Here is an 18,694-nt window from a genome sequence, read left to right on the forward strand (position 1 = left end):
GGTTCGTCGTTCCCGGCTGCCGCGATGCGCTTCACGGGGAAGCCTGGCTCCGCGTGTGGAGTGCGCTGAGCTGCACACCATGGCGCGCGTTCTCGATGAACACCCGCAGCGCTGCGCCTGCGTCGGCGTTGATTACTTCGGTGGCGACGCCGTCGGCGCGGCGCCGTCGTATCCCGGTATTTGCCGGGCACATCCGCCGCGTGTGGTCATGGACTGGCTGAAGCGAGCGCACTGACCCGACCGGCTGTCACTGGATATTGATACGCTCACGTCCAATCCGTCGATCGCTTGGAGCGTCTGGTGCGAGTTCTTGGTCTTGGGCGTGCGGGTCTGGCCTGCGCGGTGGTGTGTGGGGTGCTGGTCACGGGTACGGTGTCGCCGGTCTGGGCCGGCGAGGCGGCGGAGCCTGGGGCGCCGCCCGTCGTGGAGCTGGGGTCGTTCGCGGTCGGCGATGGCGTCGAGGCACTGGTGAACGAGGCAGACGGGTCGTTCGGCGTACAGATCCCGGTGGCCGGGCTGTCCGTGTCGTGGGATTCTCGGGTGCCGGTCGACCGGTACGCGTTCGGCGTCGGCTGGGGGTACGGGTTCGCGGTGGTCGAGGTGGCGGGCGGCGTCCGGGTGTCGCCGTCGTCGGGCGGCACATTCGCCGCTGACACGACGGTACCGTCGGGTCTCGCGGGGTACCAGGGCACGGATGTCGTCTTCCGGCAGGTCCCGGGCGGGGTGCTCGAGGCTCGCGGAGACGGCGTGGCCGGCGCGCGGGAGTATGCGTTCGAGCTGCACGAGCTCGGGGGTATGGTGACCTACTTCAACGCCGCCGGCGATCCGGTCGCGAGTGTGACCGCGACGGGCGGTCGCACGGACTGGCGCTGGGCGACCGGGGCCGGCCACCACTTGGCGTCGGTGGTGAGCGTCGACGGCGTGGTCACCGAGCTGGACTGGTCGGACCCGGGTGAGGTGCTCGTGCGGCCGGGCGTGAACGTGCCCGCCGACGGCGGTGGGGCCGGCACGTGGCGACTCGGATTGGACGGCGGTCGGCTGACCGAGGTGACGGATCCGGTCGGCGGCTGGAGCCGGGTCGGGTACGACGACGCGGGTCGGATCGACCGCCTGGTGTCGGGCTCGGGGGCGGCCACGCGCGTGCAGTGGCGTTCGGATGCAGATGGGGTGTCCCGCGTGGACCGCGTCGGTGTGACCGACGTGGAGGGCACCGAGCTGAGCGCACGGCAATGGCGGCAGCTCGACGGGGCGCTGCCGACGGGGTGGCCGGCGGTCGACGCCGCCGGCGTCACCGGACCCCGTCGCGCGAGCGAGGGCCGTTCGGTCGAGCTGTCGGATGGCAGCACCCGCGTGGTGTCCGAGTTCGACGCGTGGGGCCGCTTGACGGGCAAGCAGCTGCTGGCGTCGACCGCGGCAGGCGAGCAGGTCGTCCAGGAACAGGAGTTGACCTACCCCGACGGCGATCCGATCGGGGTGGGCGGCCTGACCGGCAAGCCGGCCGGCATGGAGGTCCGGTTCCTGGACGCGGCCGGCGGGGTGCGGGCCGGCACCGAGTCGTATGCGTATGACGAGTCGGGGCGGATGCTCCGTCGACAGTCCGCCGACGGCACCGTCCTCGAGTTCGGGTACGACTCCGAGATGCCGGCAGGCCGTGTGCTGCCGGTCGGGGCGACGGTGCTGCAACGCTCGACCGCGGAAGACGGTTCGGTGACCACGACAGAGTCCGAGTTGGACGCGACCCGCACGGTCCCCGTGCTGGTGGAGCAGTGGATGCAGGCGCCCGGCGCCGAACCGGTGGTCACGGGTCGCACCGAGTACACCGCGCGGGACGGTGTCGTCGTCGAGCAGCGCGAGTACCCCGGTGGTGATGGAAACGCTCGGCCGGTGCTGACCCGGTGGGACGAGCACGTGGATCTGGGGCGCGGGGTCCGAGAGGTGACAGAGACGGTCGCGGCCGACACAGACCTGGAGTCGACCACGTCATCGGTGTCGTCTGTGCTGCACGGCGGCGCCCTCAGTTCGACGGACGTGCTCGGGCGCACCTCAACGGCGTCCTACGACGAGGTCGGGCGACCGGTCCGCGGCGCTGACGGTTCACGCTTCGAGTGGGACGCCGCCAACCGCCAGAACGCGCAGACCACGCCGGAGGGCGTGCGGATCGAATCGAGTCACTGGGCCGACGGCACCCGGAAGGCGCGGACCACGGAAGTCGGGTCCACGACGTACTACTGGGACGACTCCGTCCTCGTCAACGAGCGCTACTCCACGGAACCGACTGAGTCCGACGCGGGGGCCGGGGGAATCGCGTCGTACCTGATCGGCACGTCACGGCATGCCAGGATCACCAGCGCGGGAGCCGAATCGCCCGCGCCGGCCGAGACGACGTACTACGCCACTGACCGGCACGGCAACGTGACAGCGCTCACCGACGAGTCCGGAGCGATCGCGGGCACCTATTCGTACTCCGACTACGGCGTCGCGACCAGCGGGCCCGGGGTCACCCGCCCCGCGGCCGGACTCCCGGGCGCGGTCGGGCAGCTGAGCTACAACCCGTTCCAGTACTCGCTCGAGTACACGCACGCCGACGGGACCCAGTTCCTCAGCGAACGCACGTACGACCCGACGCAGATGTCGTTCACGCGGAAGGACGTGGCGTCCCTGCACGATCTCTACGGCTACGTCAACGCGAACCCGATCATGCTCGTCGACCCGACCGGCCGGTTCTCGTTCTGGGACTTCGCCACGATCGGGGTGACCACGGTCGGCGCTGCCGCGGGGCTGTACGGCGTCTTCGGCGCGCTCGCCGCCGTGTTCACCACCGCTGCGAGCGGCGGTACGCTCCTCGCGATCGGGCTCATCGCCGGGTCGATCAGTGTCGCGAACGCCGCGTTCGCAGGCATGGAGCTCTACAGCGCGGTCTCCGGCATCAGGTTCATGAGTGAGCGTGACGCGTTCTTCACGGGGCTCGCCCTCGGAGCGGCGGGCGGCTTCGCCGCGGTCGGCGGTCGAGGGGCCCTCAAGCTCGGACGCCCCGGGGCCAGGAGCGCGGTGGCAGAAGAGGGAACGCCCCTCAGAGACTTCAAGGACGTGACGTCCGCCACCCTCGCCGAACGGGACCCGTACCCGTCCGCCCCGTTGTCGGAGTGGAAGGCGCTTCGCGCGACTGAGAATCTACAGGATGCGGATCCCCGCGCGACGAAGCGAGGCATCGACGCCATGCGCACACACGTGAGGGAACTTGACGAGCTGTTCATGAAGGTCGACCACGAAGATGGGAACCTCATGGACTCACTCACCGGCCAGCTGCACACCCTCGAGCGCACCGTCAAGAGCGCGGATCTCGACGATGCATACCAGGCGCTCGTGAAGTGGGAGGCGTCGATCCAGGCTCTCGTGAAGGGCACAGGTTCGAGGGTGCTCCCCGACGCTGATCTGCGCACGATTTGGCGGGCAGACGACCAGATCTTGGCCGTCCGTAGCGCGATGAGCGAACTGGATGCGACCGCCAAGGGACTGACCACCGACGGGGGGAAGGCCTTCAGCCAGGCGGTTTCCCGCGTGCGGGCATACGCGGACCAGGACTTCGTGACCTTCGATGTAGCGAGAGACAAGTTCTAGGCCGCGTGCGCGTGCGCGTGCGACGTGCCGGGCAGTGCCGTTGCTGTCGCCGGGGAAGGCCCCGCACACGCCCGTGCTGGCCGCCGCACCCGCCGTATCCGTGTCATGGAGCGAGTGCCCGACTGGCTGCACGCGCGGTGATCCACGCCACGTTCGCGTCGCGTCAGGTCGATCAGTTGACCTGACGATGCACGCACGAGCGAACGAACTCGGTCTGGGGCCACAACGTCATTCTCCACAGTGGTGCACCGCACACTGTCCATGTATTGATATATTGAAGTGATTTGTCGGTTGTGGTTGGAGCGCGTCGTGCGGGTTCGTGGTGTGGGTCGGGTGGATCGGGTCGGGCGTGTGGGTCTGGGTGTGGTGGGTGCTGCGGTGTGTGGGGTGTTGCTGGTGGGGGTGGTGTCGCCGGTGTGGGCGGGTGAGGCCGGGGAGCCGGGGGTGCCGCCGGTGGTGGAGCTGGGGTCGTTCGGGGTGGGGGATGGGCTTGAGGGTGTGGTGAATGAGGTCGATGGGTCGTTCGGGGTGGTGGTGCCGGTTGCGGGGGTGTCGTTGGGGTGGGATTCGCGGGTTGGGGTGGATCGGTATGGGTTCGGGGTCGGGTGGGGGCTCGGGTTCGCGGTGGTGGAGGTCGAGGGTGGGGTGCGGGTGTCGCCGGCGTCGGGCGGGGTGTTCGAGGCCGCCGACTCGGTGCCGTCAGGGCTGCTGGGGTATGCGGGCTCGGATGTGGTGTTCCGGCAGGTTCCGGGTGGGGTGTTGCCGGGGCGTGCGGATGGGGTGGTGGGGGCGCAGTCGTATGCGTTCGAGTTGCATGAGTTGGGTGGGGTGATCACGTACTTCAACGCGGCCGGGGATCCGGTGGCGAAGGTGGCCGCGGGTGGGGACCGGTCGGACTGGGGGTGGGTGGCCGGCAACCCGCACCGGTTGGGGTCGGTGGTGAGTGTGGACGGGGTGGTGACCGAGCTGGACTGGTCCGACCCCGGCGAAGTGCTGGTGCGGCCGGGCGTGAATGTGCCGGCCGAGGGCGGTGGCGCCGGGGTGTGGCGGGTGCAGCTGGTCGACGGTCGGGTGGGTGAGGTGGCCGACCCGGTCGGTGGTCGCAGTCTGGTCGGGTATGACCGTGCGGGTCGGGTGGAGCGGGTGGTGTCCGGGTCTGGTGCGGTGACGACGGTGTCGTGGCGGTCGGATACGGACGCGGTGTCGCGGGTGGACCGGGTCGCGGTCACCGATTCGGATGGTACGGAGTTGAGTGCGAGGCGGTGGCGGCAGGTCGACGGGGTGCTGCCATCGGGCTGGCCGGCCGTGGATCCGGCGAGCGTGTCCGGCGCGGTGGCCGGTGCGGTGGGTGGTGCGCGTTCGGTCGAGGTGTCGGATGGGAAGACGCGGGTGGTGTCCTCGTTCGACGAGTGGGGCCGGCTGGCGGGTAAGCGGGTCGTGGTGTCGTCTTCGGCGGGTGAGCAGACCGTTCAGGAGCAGGAGCTGACCTATCCCGACGGTGACCCGGTGGGTGTGGGCGATCTGGCCCGGAAGCCGGTCGCGGCCGAGGTCAGGTCGCTGGACGTGTCCGGTGGGGTGCGGGCCGGCACCGAGTCGTATGAGTACGACGATCTGGGCCGGATGGTCCGCCGGGAGTCCGCGGATGGAACGGTGTTGGAGCGGGGGTATGACCGGGAGATTTCCAAGGGCCGGCTGCTGCCGGTCGGGTCGCCGGTGTCGGAGCGGTCGACCGCTCCGGATGGGTCGGTGACCACGACCGAGACGACGCTGGATGACACCCGGACCGTCCCGGTGCTTGTGGAGCAGACCATGCAGGCGCCCGGTGGCGCCGCTGTGGTGACCGGACGGACCGAGTACACGGTCGAGGACGGTGTGGTCGTGGAGCAGCGGGAGTATCCGGGCGGCGATGCCGGTGCTGCTGGTGCGGCGCCGGTGGCGACCCGGTGGGACGAGACCATCGACCTGGAGCGTGGGGTGCGTGAGGTGGTCGAGACGGTCGCGGCCGGCACCGAGCTGGCAGCGTCCACGTCATCGACGACCTCACTGCTGCACGGCGGCGCGTTGGAGTCGACCGACGTGCTCGGCCACATGTCGTCGGCGGACTATGACGAGCTGGGCCGGCCGGTGTCTGCGCGTGATGCCGCGGATCGGGTCACGACCACCGCGTATGCGCCGGCGGATGGTGGGTTCGGCGGGTTCGGCGGGGATCAGGTCACGGTCACCGGCCCGGACGGGGTCGCGGTGACGGAGGTGCGGGATGTGCTGGGCCGGGTGGTGCAGAAGCACGACAACCTGAACCCCGACGGCGACCCGGTGGCCGGTGAGGTGCGGGTGTTTGAGCGGCACGGGTTCCCGGCGCCCGGGGTCGAGGAGATCACTGATGCGTGGGGTGCGACGACCCGGGTCGAGCAGGATGTGCACGGCCGGGCGGCCCGGGCGACGCTCGCGAACGGGCTGGTCCAGGTCACCGAGCACGACGACGTGCACGGGACGGTGACTTCCGGGTCGACGCCGACGGGCCGGTTGGCGGATGCGGCGCAGATCACGACGTCGCGGATGGACGTGTCAGGCCGGGAGACCGGCACGGACGGGACCAGGGCGGACGGCGTGCCGGTGCCGGAGACCTCGACGGTGTACGACGGGTTCGGTCGCGAGCTTCAGACGAGCAACGGTGCGACCCGCACGAGTGTCGAGTTCGACGCCCACGGGAATCCGGCGACCACGACCATCAGCCCGGAGGATCCTGCTGCTGCGGCTGACGCGCTGGTCGCGGAGCGACGCTTCGACGGGTTCGGCACCAGCCTGGAGAAGACCATGTCCGCGGGCGGGCAGGAACGTTCAGGCGGGTCACGTGAGCTCGATGTGCTAGGCCGGACGGTGACCGAGACCGACCAGGTCGGTGCCATCACCGGGTATGAGTACACGGTCGACGGGTTGCCCGAACGGGTGACTACCAGTGCCGGCCAGGTGACGACGTATGCGTACGACGACACCTCCCGTGCGGTGATCGAGGTCCGGGTGGAGGCGCCGGGGCAGCAGGCGGTGGTGACCGGGTACGCCTATGACGAGGTCACCGGGCGGGTGACGGCGGTGTTCGATCCGGCTGAACGGGTCGGCACGGAGATCACCTACAGCTATGACGGGTTCGGCAATATCCGCACTGTGCAGTACCCGGCCGAACAGGCCGGCGCGGCCCGACCTGCGATCGCGCACGAGTACGACCGGCACGGCCGCAAGACCGCGACCACCGATGTGGCCGGCAACCGCACCGCGTTCTCATACGCCGATGACGGGTTCCTGACCGGTGTGGTGCAGACCGACGCGGACGGTGACGAGCTGGCCCGCGTCGGCTACAGCCCGGACGAGTATGGCCGGATTCAGCAGGTCGCGCGCGGCAACGGTGTGGTGACGGAGTATGCGTTCACGAGTGCGGGTGAGATCGAATCTGAGACCACGACCGGGCCCGATGGTGCGGTGCAGGCGGAGCGGGAGTACGAGTACGACCCGGCGACCGGTAACCTCCTCGTCCGTATCGATCGGGTGCGTGACGAGGCATCCGGTGACCTGGATGTGGAGCGCCGCGAGTACGCCTACGACCATCTCGGCCGGCTCACCGCGTCCACCATCCGCGACGGTGACGCCGCCGACGCGCCCGCGACCCAGAGCGTCGCGTATGAGATCGGTGTGTCCGGGCAGGTCGCCGCCGAGACCATTACCGACGAGACATCCGGAACCATCACGACCCGTGACTTCGCGTACTCGCCGGTCGGTGCGCTCGTGGCCATCGCCACGACCGGTCCGGAAGGCGTGCCGCAGACCGCGCCGCAGGAACACGACGCGGCCGGGAACCTCATGTCGGCCGCTGACGGGTCGCGGTACGAGTGGGATGCGGCGAACCGGCAGATCGCGCAGATCCTCGCCGACGGTACCCGCATCGAGCAGACCTATTGGGCCGACGGCACGCGGAAGGGCCGCGCCACGGATGCCGGATCCACGACGTACTACTGGGATGACACGGCGCTCATCAATGACGCCCACGCCGCCGACGACGAGACAGAGGCCGACGGGGTCGCGTCGTACCTGATCGGGGCGTTCCGGCACGCCCGCACCACACACGCGGACGCGGCGGAGACGCAGTACTACAGCACCGACCGGCACGGGAACGTGACCGGACTCACCGATGATTCCGGCGCCGCGGCCGGAACGTATGCATATTCGGACTACGGGGTCGCGACCGCCGGCACCGGGGTCATCGCTCAGGCAGCGGGCCTGCCCGGCGCGGTCGGGCAGCTGGGCTACAACCCGTTCCAGTACGCCCTGGAGTACACCCACACGGACGGCACGCAGTTCCTCCGCGAGCGCACCTACGATCCGGGGCAGCTGTCGTTCACCAGCAAGGACCGTGAGGCGTTGCACGACCTGTACGGCTACGCGAACGCGAATCCGATCATGATGGTCGATCCCAGTGGGCGGGCGTCGATGTGGGATGTGATCACGGTCACATTGAACAACTTCGGGTCACTCGCGGGCGCGGTCGGCGCATTCTGGGCGCTCAGCCCCGCGAACGGCGGGCTCGGACTGGTCGTGCTCGGCTTCGCCGCGATCGCGTTCGCCGTGGCCGACATGGCGTTCACCGCGGTCGAGACGCACGCCATCCTCACCGACACCAAGTTCATGTCCGACGACGAAGCCCTCGCGACCGGCATCGGGCTCGCCGGCGCCGGCGCCGTATTCGGCATCGCCGGCGGGCTCGGAAAGCTCACGAGCCGGACCACGACCAAGGTCGTCGATCCGAAGGCGGGCCCGAAGCCCGGCTCGACGACCCCGGATCAGACGGTTGCCGCCAAGACGAAGGTCGAGCCGGTCATTCCCGAGACCAAGGTCGAGTCGGTCACCCCTGAGTCCAGAATCGAAGCGGCACACCGCAATGCACAGCGCTTGGGGATGGGCTGGACGATCGGGAAAAGGGCCGCTGACTTCCTCGGGAGCCCTGACCATCACGCCACGTCATATCCGCTCGACGTGCTCGCCCAGGTACTGAAGAAAACCACAGGTCACTGGGACGAGGCGGCCAAGGCCGGAAATTTCTCACCGGAGATCGGCACGGCGGTCCGGGGATCGATCGGCGCGGTGACCGCTCAGCTCGAGCAAGGCGGGATCGTCGCGGCCCAACGCGCCCTCATGATGAGGTCGACGGGTCAGGATGAGCTGCTCCAATTCATCGACGACGCGAACCGCGAGGTCGACGTGATCCATACGGAGCTGACGAAGATTTCCGAGCTCACGAAGGACCTGAGCTCGATACCGGCCGAGTTCACGGAGGGCCTGGCACTGGCGCACATCATGGCGAAGTCCTTCCTCAAGAAGTTCTAATCGCGACCGCCGCGCGCCTCAGGTTCGCGGCGGTGCCGCGCGCGGTGCACCTGCACGACGATGACGCCCGCGACGCCGAACACCACACCGACGATCGCCGTCGGCAGGAGCCACGCGAACCCGGCGTCGTCGAGCGGCTCCAAGAACCACCAGCAGACGATCAGCGCGACGAGCCAGACCGCGGTGCCCGCGACGAGCGCCTTCCTGGCGTCGGCGCGGGCGGGCGCCGGCTCGGGCCGGCGCTCGTCCTCGCTCACCCAGAGGCGCATGCGGCTCAGTCCAGGTGCTCGAGCACGTAGTCGATCGACGCGGTGAGGGCGCGCACGTCGTCGGGTTCGATCGCGGTGAACGTCGCGACGCGGAGCTGGTTGCGGCCGAGCTTGCGGTACGGCTCGGTGTCGACCACGCCGTTCTCGCGCAGCACCTTCGCGATGCGGGCCGCGTCGGTCTGCTCGTCGAAGTCGATCGTGACGACGACCTGCGACCGGTGCGTCGGGTCGGCGACGAACGGCGTCGCGACGGCGGACGCCTCGGCCCAGTTGTAGAGCACGCCCGACGACTCGCGCGTGCGCGCGTCGGCCCACGCGAGGCCACCCGACGCGTTCATCCACTCGATCTGGTTCTCCATGAGCAGCAGCGTCGCGAGCGCGGGCGTGTTCAGGGTCTGGTCGAGGCGCGAGTTGTCGACGGCCTGCTTGAGCGACAGGAAGTCGGGGATGTACCGGTCGCTCGCCGCAATGCGCTCGATGCGCTCGATCGCGGCGGGGGAGAGCAGCGCGAACCAGAGCCCGCCGTCGGACGCGAAGTTCTTCTGCGGCGCGAAGTAGTAGGCGTCGAACTCGGCCGGGTCGACCATGATGCCGCCGGCGGCGCTCGTCGCGTCGATCACGGTGAGCGCGCCCGCGTCGCCCTGGACCCGGCGCACCGGCGCTGCCACACCGGTCGAGGTCTCGTTCTGCGGCGACCCGTAGACGTCGATGCCCGCGACGGCCGCAGGCTCGCTCCGGGTGCCGGGCTCGGCCTTGCGCACGTCGGGCGCGTCGAGCCACGGTGCGCCGGCGGCCTTGGCGAACTTCGCCCCGAACTCACCGAACGAGCACAGCTGCGCTCGGCGGTCGATGAGGCCGAAGGCCGCCATGTCCCAGAACGCGGTCGACCCGCCGTTGCCGAGCACGACCTCGTAGCCGTCGGGCAGTGAGAACAGGTCGGCGAGCCCGGCGCGTACACGGCCCACGAGCTGCTTCACGGGCGCCTGACGGTGGGAGGTGCCGAGCAGCCGCGGCCCCTCGGCCGCGAGGTGCGCCAGCTGCTCGGACCGGACCTTCGACGGTCCGCAGCCGAAGCGTCCGTCGGCGGGCAGGAGGTCGCTGGGGATCACGAGGCTGGGCATGCCGACGAGTCTAGCGACGAGCGGCCTCACGCTAGGCTGGGAGGCGGCCGCGCACAGCTCTGGCGCGCCGTGCCGACAGGGAGGGACGCTGGTGACGGATCTCATCGACACGACGGAGATGTACCTGCGCACGATCCTCGATCTCGAGGAGGAGCACATCGTGCCGCTGCGCGCGCGCATCTCCGAGCGGCTCGGCCACTCCGGCCCCACCGTGTCGCAGACCGTCGCCCGCATGGAGCGCGACGGTCTCGTCGTGGTCTCGGGTGACCGTCACCTCGAGCTCACCCCGGAGGGCCGCAGCAAGGCCGTGCACGTCATGCGCAAGCACCGGCTCGCCGAGCGACTGCTCGCCGACGTGATCGGGCTCGACTGGGAGTTCGTGCACGACGAGGCCTGCCGCTGGGAGCACGTCATGAGCGAGCAGGTCGAGCGACGGCTCATCGAGATCCTCGGCGGCCCGACCGAGTCCCCGTACGGCAACCCCATCCCCGGCCTCGAAGAGCTCGGGCTCCCGCCCGCGCAGCCCTTCATGAGCGGCGTCCGCAACCTGCTCGTCGCGCTCGACGAGAGCGGCGGGGCCGTCCAGGGCGTCGTCCGCCGGCTCGCCGAGCCGGTGCAGTTCGACCCCGAGCTGCTCGGCCAGTTCAAGCAGGCCGGCATCGTGCCGGGCGCGGCGGCGAGCTTCACCGCCGACGGCGGATATGTGCTCGTGCGGGTCGACGGCGTCGACGGCGGGCTCGAGCTGCCGACCGAGGTCGCCGGGCACCTGTTCATCAGCGCGTAGTGCCCGTCCAGCGTGGGGTCCACACCCGCGCAGAACGCAAATGCACGCGCATACATGGCAGTTTCCTGAGGAAACCGTTATCAGAGTGTGACAATCGCGTGATCCTCGCGTAGGGTCGGTCGAGTCCCGCGGCAGCAGCCAGCCGTTGGGAACCTCAGATCGAGTCGCCTCCCTTTCGGCTCACCGCTCGATCGAGGTATCCGTAAGCGCCCCCCGCGCGCGTAACCCAGGTGAGACGGCCTCGTGTCGTGGGCGACGGAGGTACCCGATTTGGCTCGATCCATCCGGCGTCGCTCGAACGCCGCTCAGCCCCCCGCTGCCCAGCCCCACGCACCCCAGACCACCGAGACCCCCGAGCGTCCGCTCGCGTCGACCCGCCGCCTTCGCCGCGGCGGCCTCGCGAACCTCACCGTGATGGCGGTCTCCGCCGGCATCGTCGGCACGCTCGCCATCCCCGCGTACGCGATGGCTCCCGGCTCCGTCGGCCCGCAGTTCGGCGCGACCGACCAGGCGAAGCTCACCGAGGCCGGCGCCCAGTCGGTCGAGGTCGCCGACGATGTCATCGCGGCGCCCAAGTCCTCCGACGCCTACGCGGCGGTCACCGGCGAAGAGATCCGCGCGCAGCAGGAGGCCGAGGCGGCCGCCGCTGCTGCGGAAGCCGCGCGTCAGGCTGCACAGGCGCAGCTCGCGTCCTACGCCGCATCGTCGAGCGGGCCGTCCGTGTCCTCGCTGCTCGCCAACCCGCCGTACCCCAGCTACGACCTGGCCTCGGTCTACAACGTGGCGACGCAGTACATCGGCACGCCCTACGTCTACGGCGGCGCGACGCCCGCCGGCTTCGACTGCTCGGGCTTCGTCATGTACGTCTTCGCGCAGTTCGGCATCTCGATGCCGCACTCGTCGGCCGGTCAGGGCGCGATGGGCACGCCCATCGCCGAGTCCGCCGCGGTGCCGGGCGACCTCGTCATCATGTCCGGGCACGACGGGTTCTACGCGGGCAACGGCATGATCCTGCACGCGCCCTACGAAGGGGCATCCGTTCGCATCCAGCCCATCTGGACCAGCGACTACCGAATCGTGCGCATCGGCATCTGAGGCGCGTCCGACGCGTGAACACCGCGTGACGAGGGACGAGAACGGCGCGGCGGGGGGTCCCGGCGCGCCGTTCGTCGCGTACCCTGGTCTCCTGACGATCCGCGAGCCGGAACGGAGAGTGGCGATGGCCGAGGCGCGAGGCATCCTTCCCAGGGGTGCGCGCGCGCAATTCGACCAGCGCCGCAGCAGTCAACCGCGCGGGCACCGTGAGCTCCGCGCGCCGCATGCCGACGGGCACTGTCTTCTCGACAGTGCCCGTTCTTCGTTTCCGGAACCTTTCCGCGTCACCCCGGCGCAGGCCGGCGGGCCGTCGATCCGTGCACGCGGCTGGAAGCCATCCAGCCCCGATCGAAAGGCGCCCTATGCGCACGCTCGTGCTCAATGCCGGCTATGAGCCACTCGCCGTCGTCTCGTTCAAACGCGCCCTGCTGCTCGTGATGCATCAGAAGGCCACCGTGATCCTGTGCGATGAGGCGCATCCGGTCATCGGCACGAGCGGGGCGTGGGACCGGCCGAGCGTCATCATCCTGACCAGATACGTGCGGCCACCGCGCCTGCAGCACGTTCCGGTGAGTCGCCGCGGCGTGCTGCGCCGCGACGAACACCGCTGCGCGTACTGCGCCGCCTCGGCGGCCACCGTCGACCATGTGCTGCCGCGCTCGCGCGGCGGCCGCGACACGTGGGAGAACCTGGTCGCCTGCTGCCTGCGCTGCAACAACGTCAAGGGCGACCACACTCCGGCCGAGATGGGCTGGCAGTTGCGGTTCACGCCCGGGATGCCGCGTGGTCGCGACTGGGTCATGCGCGGCGTCGAGCGCCCGCTGCCGCAGTGGAGCGAGTTCCTGCAGGCCGCGTGATCTGATCGTGACATCCGGCGGCGCCTGCCCTATTGTGGTGGAAGCTCGCCGCCACCCCCGCGCCGAGCGAGACGACTCGTACCGGCGGTTCACCCCAGAGCACGACGGTCCCGGAGGTTTCGATACGTGAGTGGTGACGTGACGCGCGGCGAGCTGCCGCCCACCCGAGCAGCCCGCCGAGCCGCCGACAAGGCCGCGTCCAGGCGCCCGCGCCGCTCCGTGAAGCTCCCGTCCGTGCTGCGGCGCCTTCGCCCCGCCGCCGCACCCGCCACACCCGCCGTCCCCGCCGCGGTCGGCCCGGTGACGGCCCCGGTCGCCGCCGCCACGACGCCGATCGTCGGTTCGTCCCGACGACACGCGCGGGTCGTCGCCACCGTGCTCGTCGTGCCCGCCATCGTCGGCACCGTCGCGCTGCCGGCCTACGCGTCGGTGCACGGCGCCGCCGGATTCGGCACCTCCCACGAGTTCAGCCTGACGCAGGCCGAGGCGCAGAACGTGGACGTGTCGGCGCTCGCCGGCGGCGCACTGCGTTCGAACGACGCCTACGCCGTGCAGACCAAGGCCGAGATCGACGCCGAGGCGGCGCGCGTCGCCGCCGCCGAGCGCTCGGCCGCGCTCGGCAGTGTCGGCAACCGTGCCGGAGCGTACTCGACACCCACGCAGCAGGCCGAGGGCGACGACTACCCCTGGTGGGATCAGGCCTCAGACAATCAGGGCGGTGGCCTGTCGCCGCTCCGCTACTACTACCGCGAGTGCGTCGACTTCGTCGCCTGGCGCCTGAACCGCGACGCCGGCGTGACCAGCGGTCCCTGGAAGTGGGACTGGTCGAACCTCGCGTCGGGGAGTGCGCACCGGTGGGCCGCCGAGTGGGCCGACCGCGGCCGTCAGACGAGCGACGTCCCGATCGTCGGCGCCGTCGCCTGGTTTACGGGTAACCACGTCGCGTACGTGCAGGCCGTGCACGACGACGGCACGGTCACGCTCGAGGAGTACAACTGGGGCAACGATCACGCGTATCACACGCGCACGATCCCGGCGAGCAGCGTCAATCTGTTCCTGTACCCGCCGGCCTGAGCCGCACCGACCCGCGTCAGCCGCGCGCGACGCACGCCGGAGCCGGTGTGGCGACCGTCGTGACGACGTGCGTCGGCACGCCCAGCTCATCGAGCGCGACCACCGCGATCGAATCCGATGCCTGATCGGCCACCACGAGGTGCCGCTCGTCGTCCGTCAGCTCGAGATCGCGGGGATGCGCCCCGCCCGTCACGAGCGACGCGACGTGGGAGAGCGTCCGCGCCGAGGCATCCAGTCGCAGCGCCTGCACGCCGTCGAGATCACGGTCGCCGATCAGGACCGTGCCCGCCCGCGTGAGCGCGATCGCGGAAGCGCCCAACCCGCGGGGCGTGACGTCAGGCCCGATCGGCACCACCTGAAGCTCGGCGCCCGAGATCAGGTCGACGAGGCTCGCCGTGCGATCGAGCTCGTTCGCGACGACCGCGAGATCGCCTGAGACGACGAGGTGGCGCGGGCCGGCGCCGCCGTGCAGCACGAGATCGTCGGCTGGGTCGTAGGTGGGCTCGCCGGTCGGCGCGAACCGGATGACCCGGATGCGGTCCGCTCCGAGGTCGCAGACGAGCAGCCGCGACCGCGCGCGGTCGAGCACCGCCTGGTGCGCATGCGGCGATGCCTGCCGGTCGGACCTCGGGCCGTCGCCCTCGAAGTCGAACGCCGCGAGCAATGCGCCGGTCGAGGCGTCGTGCACCGCGAGCCGGCCGCCGAGGTAGTCCGCGGCGAAGACGCGGCTGCCGTCGGCGTCGAACGCGACGTGGCAGGTCAGCGCCGATCCCGTCGCCGACCGCGGGGCGACGGCGTGCAGCGCATCGCCGTCGACCTGCCAGGTCGAGACCTGCCCATCGTCGAGCTCGTGCGCGACGGCGAGCCGGTCGCGCGCGTCGCGCGCGAGGAACATGGGGTTCGGGCCGACATCCACGGGCTCCCCGAGGACGGCCGCGCCGGACGCGTCCACATCGAGGGGGCGGATGCCTCGGGCTGCCGAGCCCAGCTCGCCGAGCGTCGATGCGCCGATCCAGAACCTCGTCGTCTCCGTCATGCCCTCGCTCCTCATCGATGGTGCACCGGTTCTCCACACGGAGTCCGGGCCGACGGCCAGGCTATCGCGAGCCGGTAGACTCGTCCCCGGCCAGCCTCTGTAGCTCAATGGAAGAGCAGCTCCGTCCTAAGGAGAGGGTTGGGGGTTCGAGTCCCTCCAGGGGCACCTTGGGAGTCGTGCGCGAGACGCGGCACCGATCGTGGGCACGTGCGTGCGGTCCGGCGATCGCCGGGACCGGGGCAGGTCATGTGCGGCCGTGCGTGTCACGGATCGTCACGAAACGGCCCCTCAGGTGGGATGCCGGCACCCCATGTTGCGTCGTGTGACCGATGTGTCGGGGTGTTGCGGCGGCGCGAACGACGGCCCCACGACCTCTCGTAGTCTCCTCGGACGAACCGACCCCAGGCTCGTCATCGAGAGGACTCCCACATGCCCGCGTCCCGCACGATCCGCACCCTGGCCGCAGGCGCGGCCGCCACGCTCCTGCTCAGCGGCTGCGCGATCAGCTCGCAGGGCGGCGACGACGGCGAGGGCACGCGACTGACCTTCTGGAGCTATTACAACGGGACCCAGGCCGACTGGCTGGCCGCGCAGGTCGATCAGTTCGAGGCGGACAACCCGGGCGTGACGATCGACATCGTCCAGACGGTCGGCGACCAGCAGGACCAGAAGCTGCTCGCCTCGGTCGCGACGGGGTCGACCCCCGACCTGTTCATCAACAACATCGTCGTCGACTACCCGACGCTCGTGGCCGGCGAGGTCACCGCGGACCTCACCGAGTACTGGGACGCGTACGCCGACTCGGCGCAGTACCCCGAGGCGGCGGCGTGGCGCACCGACGACAAGGTCTACAACCTGCTGCCGTTCACCAACCTGATCGGGCTGTACTACAACGCCGACATCCTGGCCGAGGTCGGCATCGACGCCCCGCCCGCGACGCTCGACGAGCTGACCGAGGACCTCGCGACGATTGCGGCCGACGGCCGGTACAAGGGACTCGCGCTTTCAGGCGCCCCGTCGGTCGAGGGGGCCTGGCTCTTCGCCCCGCAGCTGCTCGGGCTCGGCGTCGACTACTGCACCTTCGAGGGCCCGGAGGTCGAGGCGGCGTTCGCGCGTGCCGAGTCCTGGGCCAAGGCGGGCTCGACGCCGCAGGCGACGGCCACGTGGGATCAGACCGATGCGTGGCAGCAGTTCGCGACCGGCGAGTTCGCGTTCGGCATCAACGGCAACTGGAACCTCGGCAACGCCGCGGACGTCGACTTCGCCTGGGGCACCGCGCAGTACCCGGCGCCGGCGGGCGGCGAGAGCATCGTCTACCCGGGTGGCGAGGGCTTCGCCATCGGCTCGAAGTCGGAGCACAAGGATCTCGCGTGGAAGTTCCTGGAGCAGGCGGTGCTCAGCTCAGATGCGGGCGAGGCGATCTTCGAGGCGGCCGGCTCGATCCCGGTGCGAGCGGATGTCTCGGAGCTGCCGATCATCGAGGAGAACACCGAGGTGCAGCCCTTCGTCGCCGCCGCCCAGACCGCGGCGTCGTGGCCCAACAATGAGAACACGGCGAGCATCCAGACCGCGCTCGGCAAGGCGATCAGCAGCGTCTGGTCAGGGCAGACGTCCGCGGCCGAGGCGAGCGCCACGGCCACCGCGGACATCGCGGCCGCGATCGAGGACGGCGGCGGGACCTGCTCGTGACCCTCGCACTCACGAAGGACGACACGGCGGGGGGCGCTACCGCGCCCCCGCCGGTGCGTCCGAGGCCCGGTGCGGTGCGCCGGCTGGTCACGAGGACGCCGATCTGGTTCCTCGTCCCGGCCGCCGGCCTGCTCGCCGGGCTCGCGATCTATCCGCTCATCGTGCTGGTGCGGATGTCGCTGAGCGATGTCGGACCGTCGAACATCATCGGCGACTGGCCGGCGGTCGGTCCCCAGAACTTCGCCGCCGCGCTGGCCGACGCGGAACTCTGGGCGGCGGTGTGGCGCACGCTCGTGGTCGCCGTCGTGCTGCTCGCCTCGAACTTCGTCATCGGGTTCTTCGCGGCCTCCGTGCTCTCGGCGGGCGGCCGGATCACCGAGGCGGTGCTCGCGCTCCTCGTCTTCGTCTGGGCGCTGCCGCCCATCGTGTCGGGCAGCACCTGGAAGTTCCTGCTCGACGACTCGGGCCCGATCAACACCGCGATCGCCGCGCTCGGCCTGCCCACGGTCTCCTGGCTCAGCTCGCCCGACCTCGCCCTGTTCTCGGTCGCGGCGATCATCGCGTGGGCGGCGCTGCCCTTCTCGATCCTCGTCATCCGCGGCGGTCTGCTCGCCGTCTCGCCCGAGCTGCTCGAGGCCGCCGCGCTCGACGGTGCCGGCTTCTGGCGCACGCAGGTCAAGATCGTGCTGCCGCTGCTGCGGCCGACGCTCGGCATCCTCGCCATCCTGACGGTGCTGTACGCGTTCAAGAGCTTCGACTTCTTCTACGTCACGACGCAGGGCGGCCCCGGCACGACGACGACGACGCTGCCCGTGCTGTCGTACCAGCTCGCGTTCAACGACTTCCAGATGAGCGAGGGCGCCACGGTCGCGCTCATCGCGATGCTCGCGGTCGCGCTGTTCGCCGTGCCGTACGTCCGCGCGGTCCGCCGAGAGGAGGCGGCGTCGTGATCTCGCGCCGCACGCGCCGCTGGTTCCGGGTCATCGCGATCGCCCTCGGTCTGATCTACCTGGTGCCGCTGCTCTGGGTCGTCCTCACCTCGCTGAAGACGCAGCAGCAGGTGCTCAAGGACCCGAACGGCATCGTCTTCGCGCCGACCCTCGACACGTATGCCGACGTCGTCGGCGACGGCGTCGGGGCGATCCTGACCTCACTGCAGATCGCGGTCGTCGTGACGGCGGTCGTGCTGCTGCTCGCCGTGCCCGCCGCGTTCGCGCTCGCGCGTCGCATCAACCGGCGGTGGAGCATCGTGATCGCCGTCGTGCTCGCGGCGCTGCTGGTGCTGCAGATGGTGCCGCAGCCCATGACCGTCATCCCGCTCTACAGCGTGCTCGCGTCGTGGGGACTGCTCGGATCGCTCGGCGGGCTGATCCTCGCCGACATCGCGCTGCTGCTGCCGTTCGCGATCATGCTGCTGCGCCCGTTCGTGCTCGCCATCCCGCCCGAGGTCTACGAGGCTGCGGAGCTCGACGGTGCGGGGCGCTGGCAGACCTTCCGCAGCGTCGCCGTCCCGATGCTCGGGAACGGCATCGTGACGGTGCTCGCGATCGTGTTCATCTCGGTCTGGGGTGAGTTCGTGTACGCCATCAACTTCCTGCCGCAGGGCGTCGTGCTGCCGGTCAGCGGACTGCTCGCGCAGCAGAGCTCGGTCTACTCGACCGAGTGGAACAGCCTCATGGCGCTCGCGGTCATCACCTCCCTGCCGCTCCTCCTCGTCTTCCTCATCTCCCAGAAACGCCTCATCAGCGGGCTGGCGCTCGGCGCCGTCAAATGACCGC

General features: G+C 70.4%; 12 protein-coding genes and 1 tRNA gene. 10 read left to right on the plus strand and 3 right to left on the minus strand.

The features are described from left to right. The first annotated feature begins 354 nt into the window (after positions 1-354). On the plus strand, positions 355-3,618 hold the full coding sequence (locus QU602_RS04820; RefSeq protein ID WP_308799081.1) for an RHS repeat domain-containing protein: 3,264 nt from the start codon (positions 355-357) through the stop codon (positions 3,616-3,618). 579 nt (positions 3,619-4,197) lie between these two features. Further along, positions 4,198-8,991 (plus strand): RHS repeat-associated core domain-containing protein, encoded by a 4,794-nt coding sequence (locus QU602_RS04825; protein WP_308799083.1) that lies wholly within the window; start codon positions 4,198-4,200, stop codon positions 8,989-8,991. Here QU602_RS04825 and QU602_RS04830 read toward each other — a convergent pair. Next, positions 8,988-9,260, minus strand: a complete 273-nt coding sequence (locus tag QU602_RS04830; protein ID WP_308799084.1) for a DUF2530 domain-containing protein — start codon at positions 9,258-9,260, stop codon at positions 8,988-8,990. The two genes, QU602_RS04825 and QU602_RS04830, sit on opposite strands and share 4 nt — an antisense overlap. 5 nt (positions 9,261-9,265) lie before the next feature. Beyond that, on the minus strand, positions 9,266-10,381 hold the full coding sequence (gene serC, locus QU602_RS04835) for a phosphoserine transaminase (RefSeq protein WP_308799086.1): 1,116 nt from the start codon (positions 10,379-10,381) through the stop codon (positions 9,266-9,268). A gap of 91 nt (positions 10,382-10,472) precedes the next feature. On the opposite strand from serC, the gene QU602_RS04840 reads away from it, so the two are divergent. From QU602_RS04840 to QU602_RS04855, 4 genes are all read left to right on the plus strand, one after another. Next, positions 10,473-11,165 carry a metal-dependent transcriptional regulator gene (locus tag QU602_RS04840; protein ID WP_308799087.1) on the plus strand — a complete coding sequence of 231 codons (693 nt, stop codon included), beginning with the start codon at positions 10,473-10,475 and terminating at the stop codon, positions 11,163-11,165. Positions 11,166-11,435: 270 nt separating this feature from the next. Further along, positions 11,436-12,260: a C40 family peptidase gene (locus tag QU602_RS04845; protein ID WP_308799088.1), complete on the plus strand. Its 825-nt coding sequence runs from the start codon at positions 11,436-11,438 to the stop codon at positions 12,258-12,260. Between the two features lie 362 nt (positions 12,261-12,622). Next, on the plus strand, positions 12,623-13,117 hold the full coding sequence (locus QU602_RS04850; protein ID WP_308799089.1) for an HNH endonuclease: 495 nt from the start codon (positions 12,623-12,625) through the stop codon (positions 13,115-13,117). Positions 13,118-13,243: 126 nt separating this feature from the next. Continuing rightward, positions 13,244-14,191, plus strand: coding sequence for a CHAP domain-containing protein (locus QU602_RS04855; RefSeq protein WP_308799091.1), 948 nt, complete (start codon positions 13,244-13,246; stop codon positions 14,189-14,191). A gap of 16 nt (positions 14,192-14,207) precedes the next feature. On the opposite strand, the gene QU602_RS04860 is transcribed toward QU602_RS04855, so the two are convergent. Beyond that, positions 14,208-15,227, minus strand: a complete 1,020-nt coding sequence (locus tag QU602_RS04860; RefSeq protein WP_308799092.1) for a lactonase family protein — start codon at positions 15,225-15,227, stop codon at positions 14,208-14,210. A 93-nt stretch (positions 15,228-15,320) separates the two neighbouring features. On the opposite strand from QU602_RS04860, the gene QU602_RS04865 reads away from it, so the two are divergent. The 4 genes from QU602_RS04865 (at position 15,321) to QU602_RS04880 (ending at position 18,690) form a co-directional block, all read left to right on the plus strand. Next, positions 15,321-15,392 (plus strand) — tRNA-Arg (locus QU602_RS04865). A gap of 264 nt (positions 15,393-15,656) precedes the next feature. Continuing rightward, entirely contained in the window at positions 15,657-16,916 is a 1,260-nt protein-coding gene (locus QU602_RS04870; protein ID WP_308799093.1) for an ABC transporter substrate-binding protein, read from the plus strand. Beyond that, positions 16,913-17,866, plus strand: a complete 954-nt coding sequence (locus QU602_RS04875) for a carbohydrate ABC transporter permease (RefSeq protein WP_308799094.1) — start codon at positions 16,913-16,915, stop codon at positions 17,864-17,866. Before QU602_RS04870 ends, QU602_RS04875 begins: the two co-directional genes overlap by 4 nt. Then, positions 17,863-18,690, plus strand: coding sequence for a carbohydrate ABC transporter permease (locus QU602_RS04880; protein WP_308799095.1), 828 nt, complete (start codon positions 17,863-17,865; stop codon positions 18,688-18,690). Before QU602_RS04875 ends, QU602_RS04880 begins: the two co-directional genes overlap by 4 nt. Positions 18,691-18,694 lie beyond the last annotated feature (4 nt).

The sequence above is a fragment of the Agromyces protaetiae genome (assembly GCF_030866785.1).
Classification (GTDB): Bacteria; Actinomycetota; Actinomycetes; order Actinomycetales; family Microbacteriaceae; genus Agromyces; species Agromyces silvae.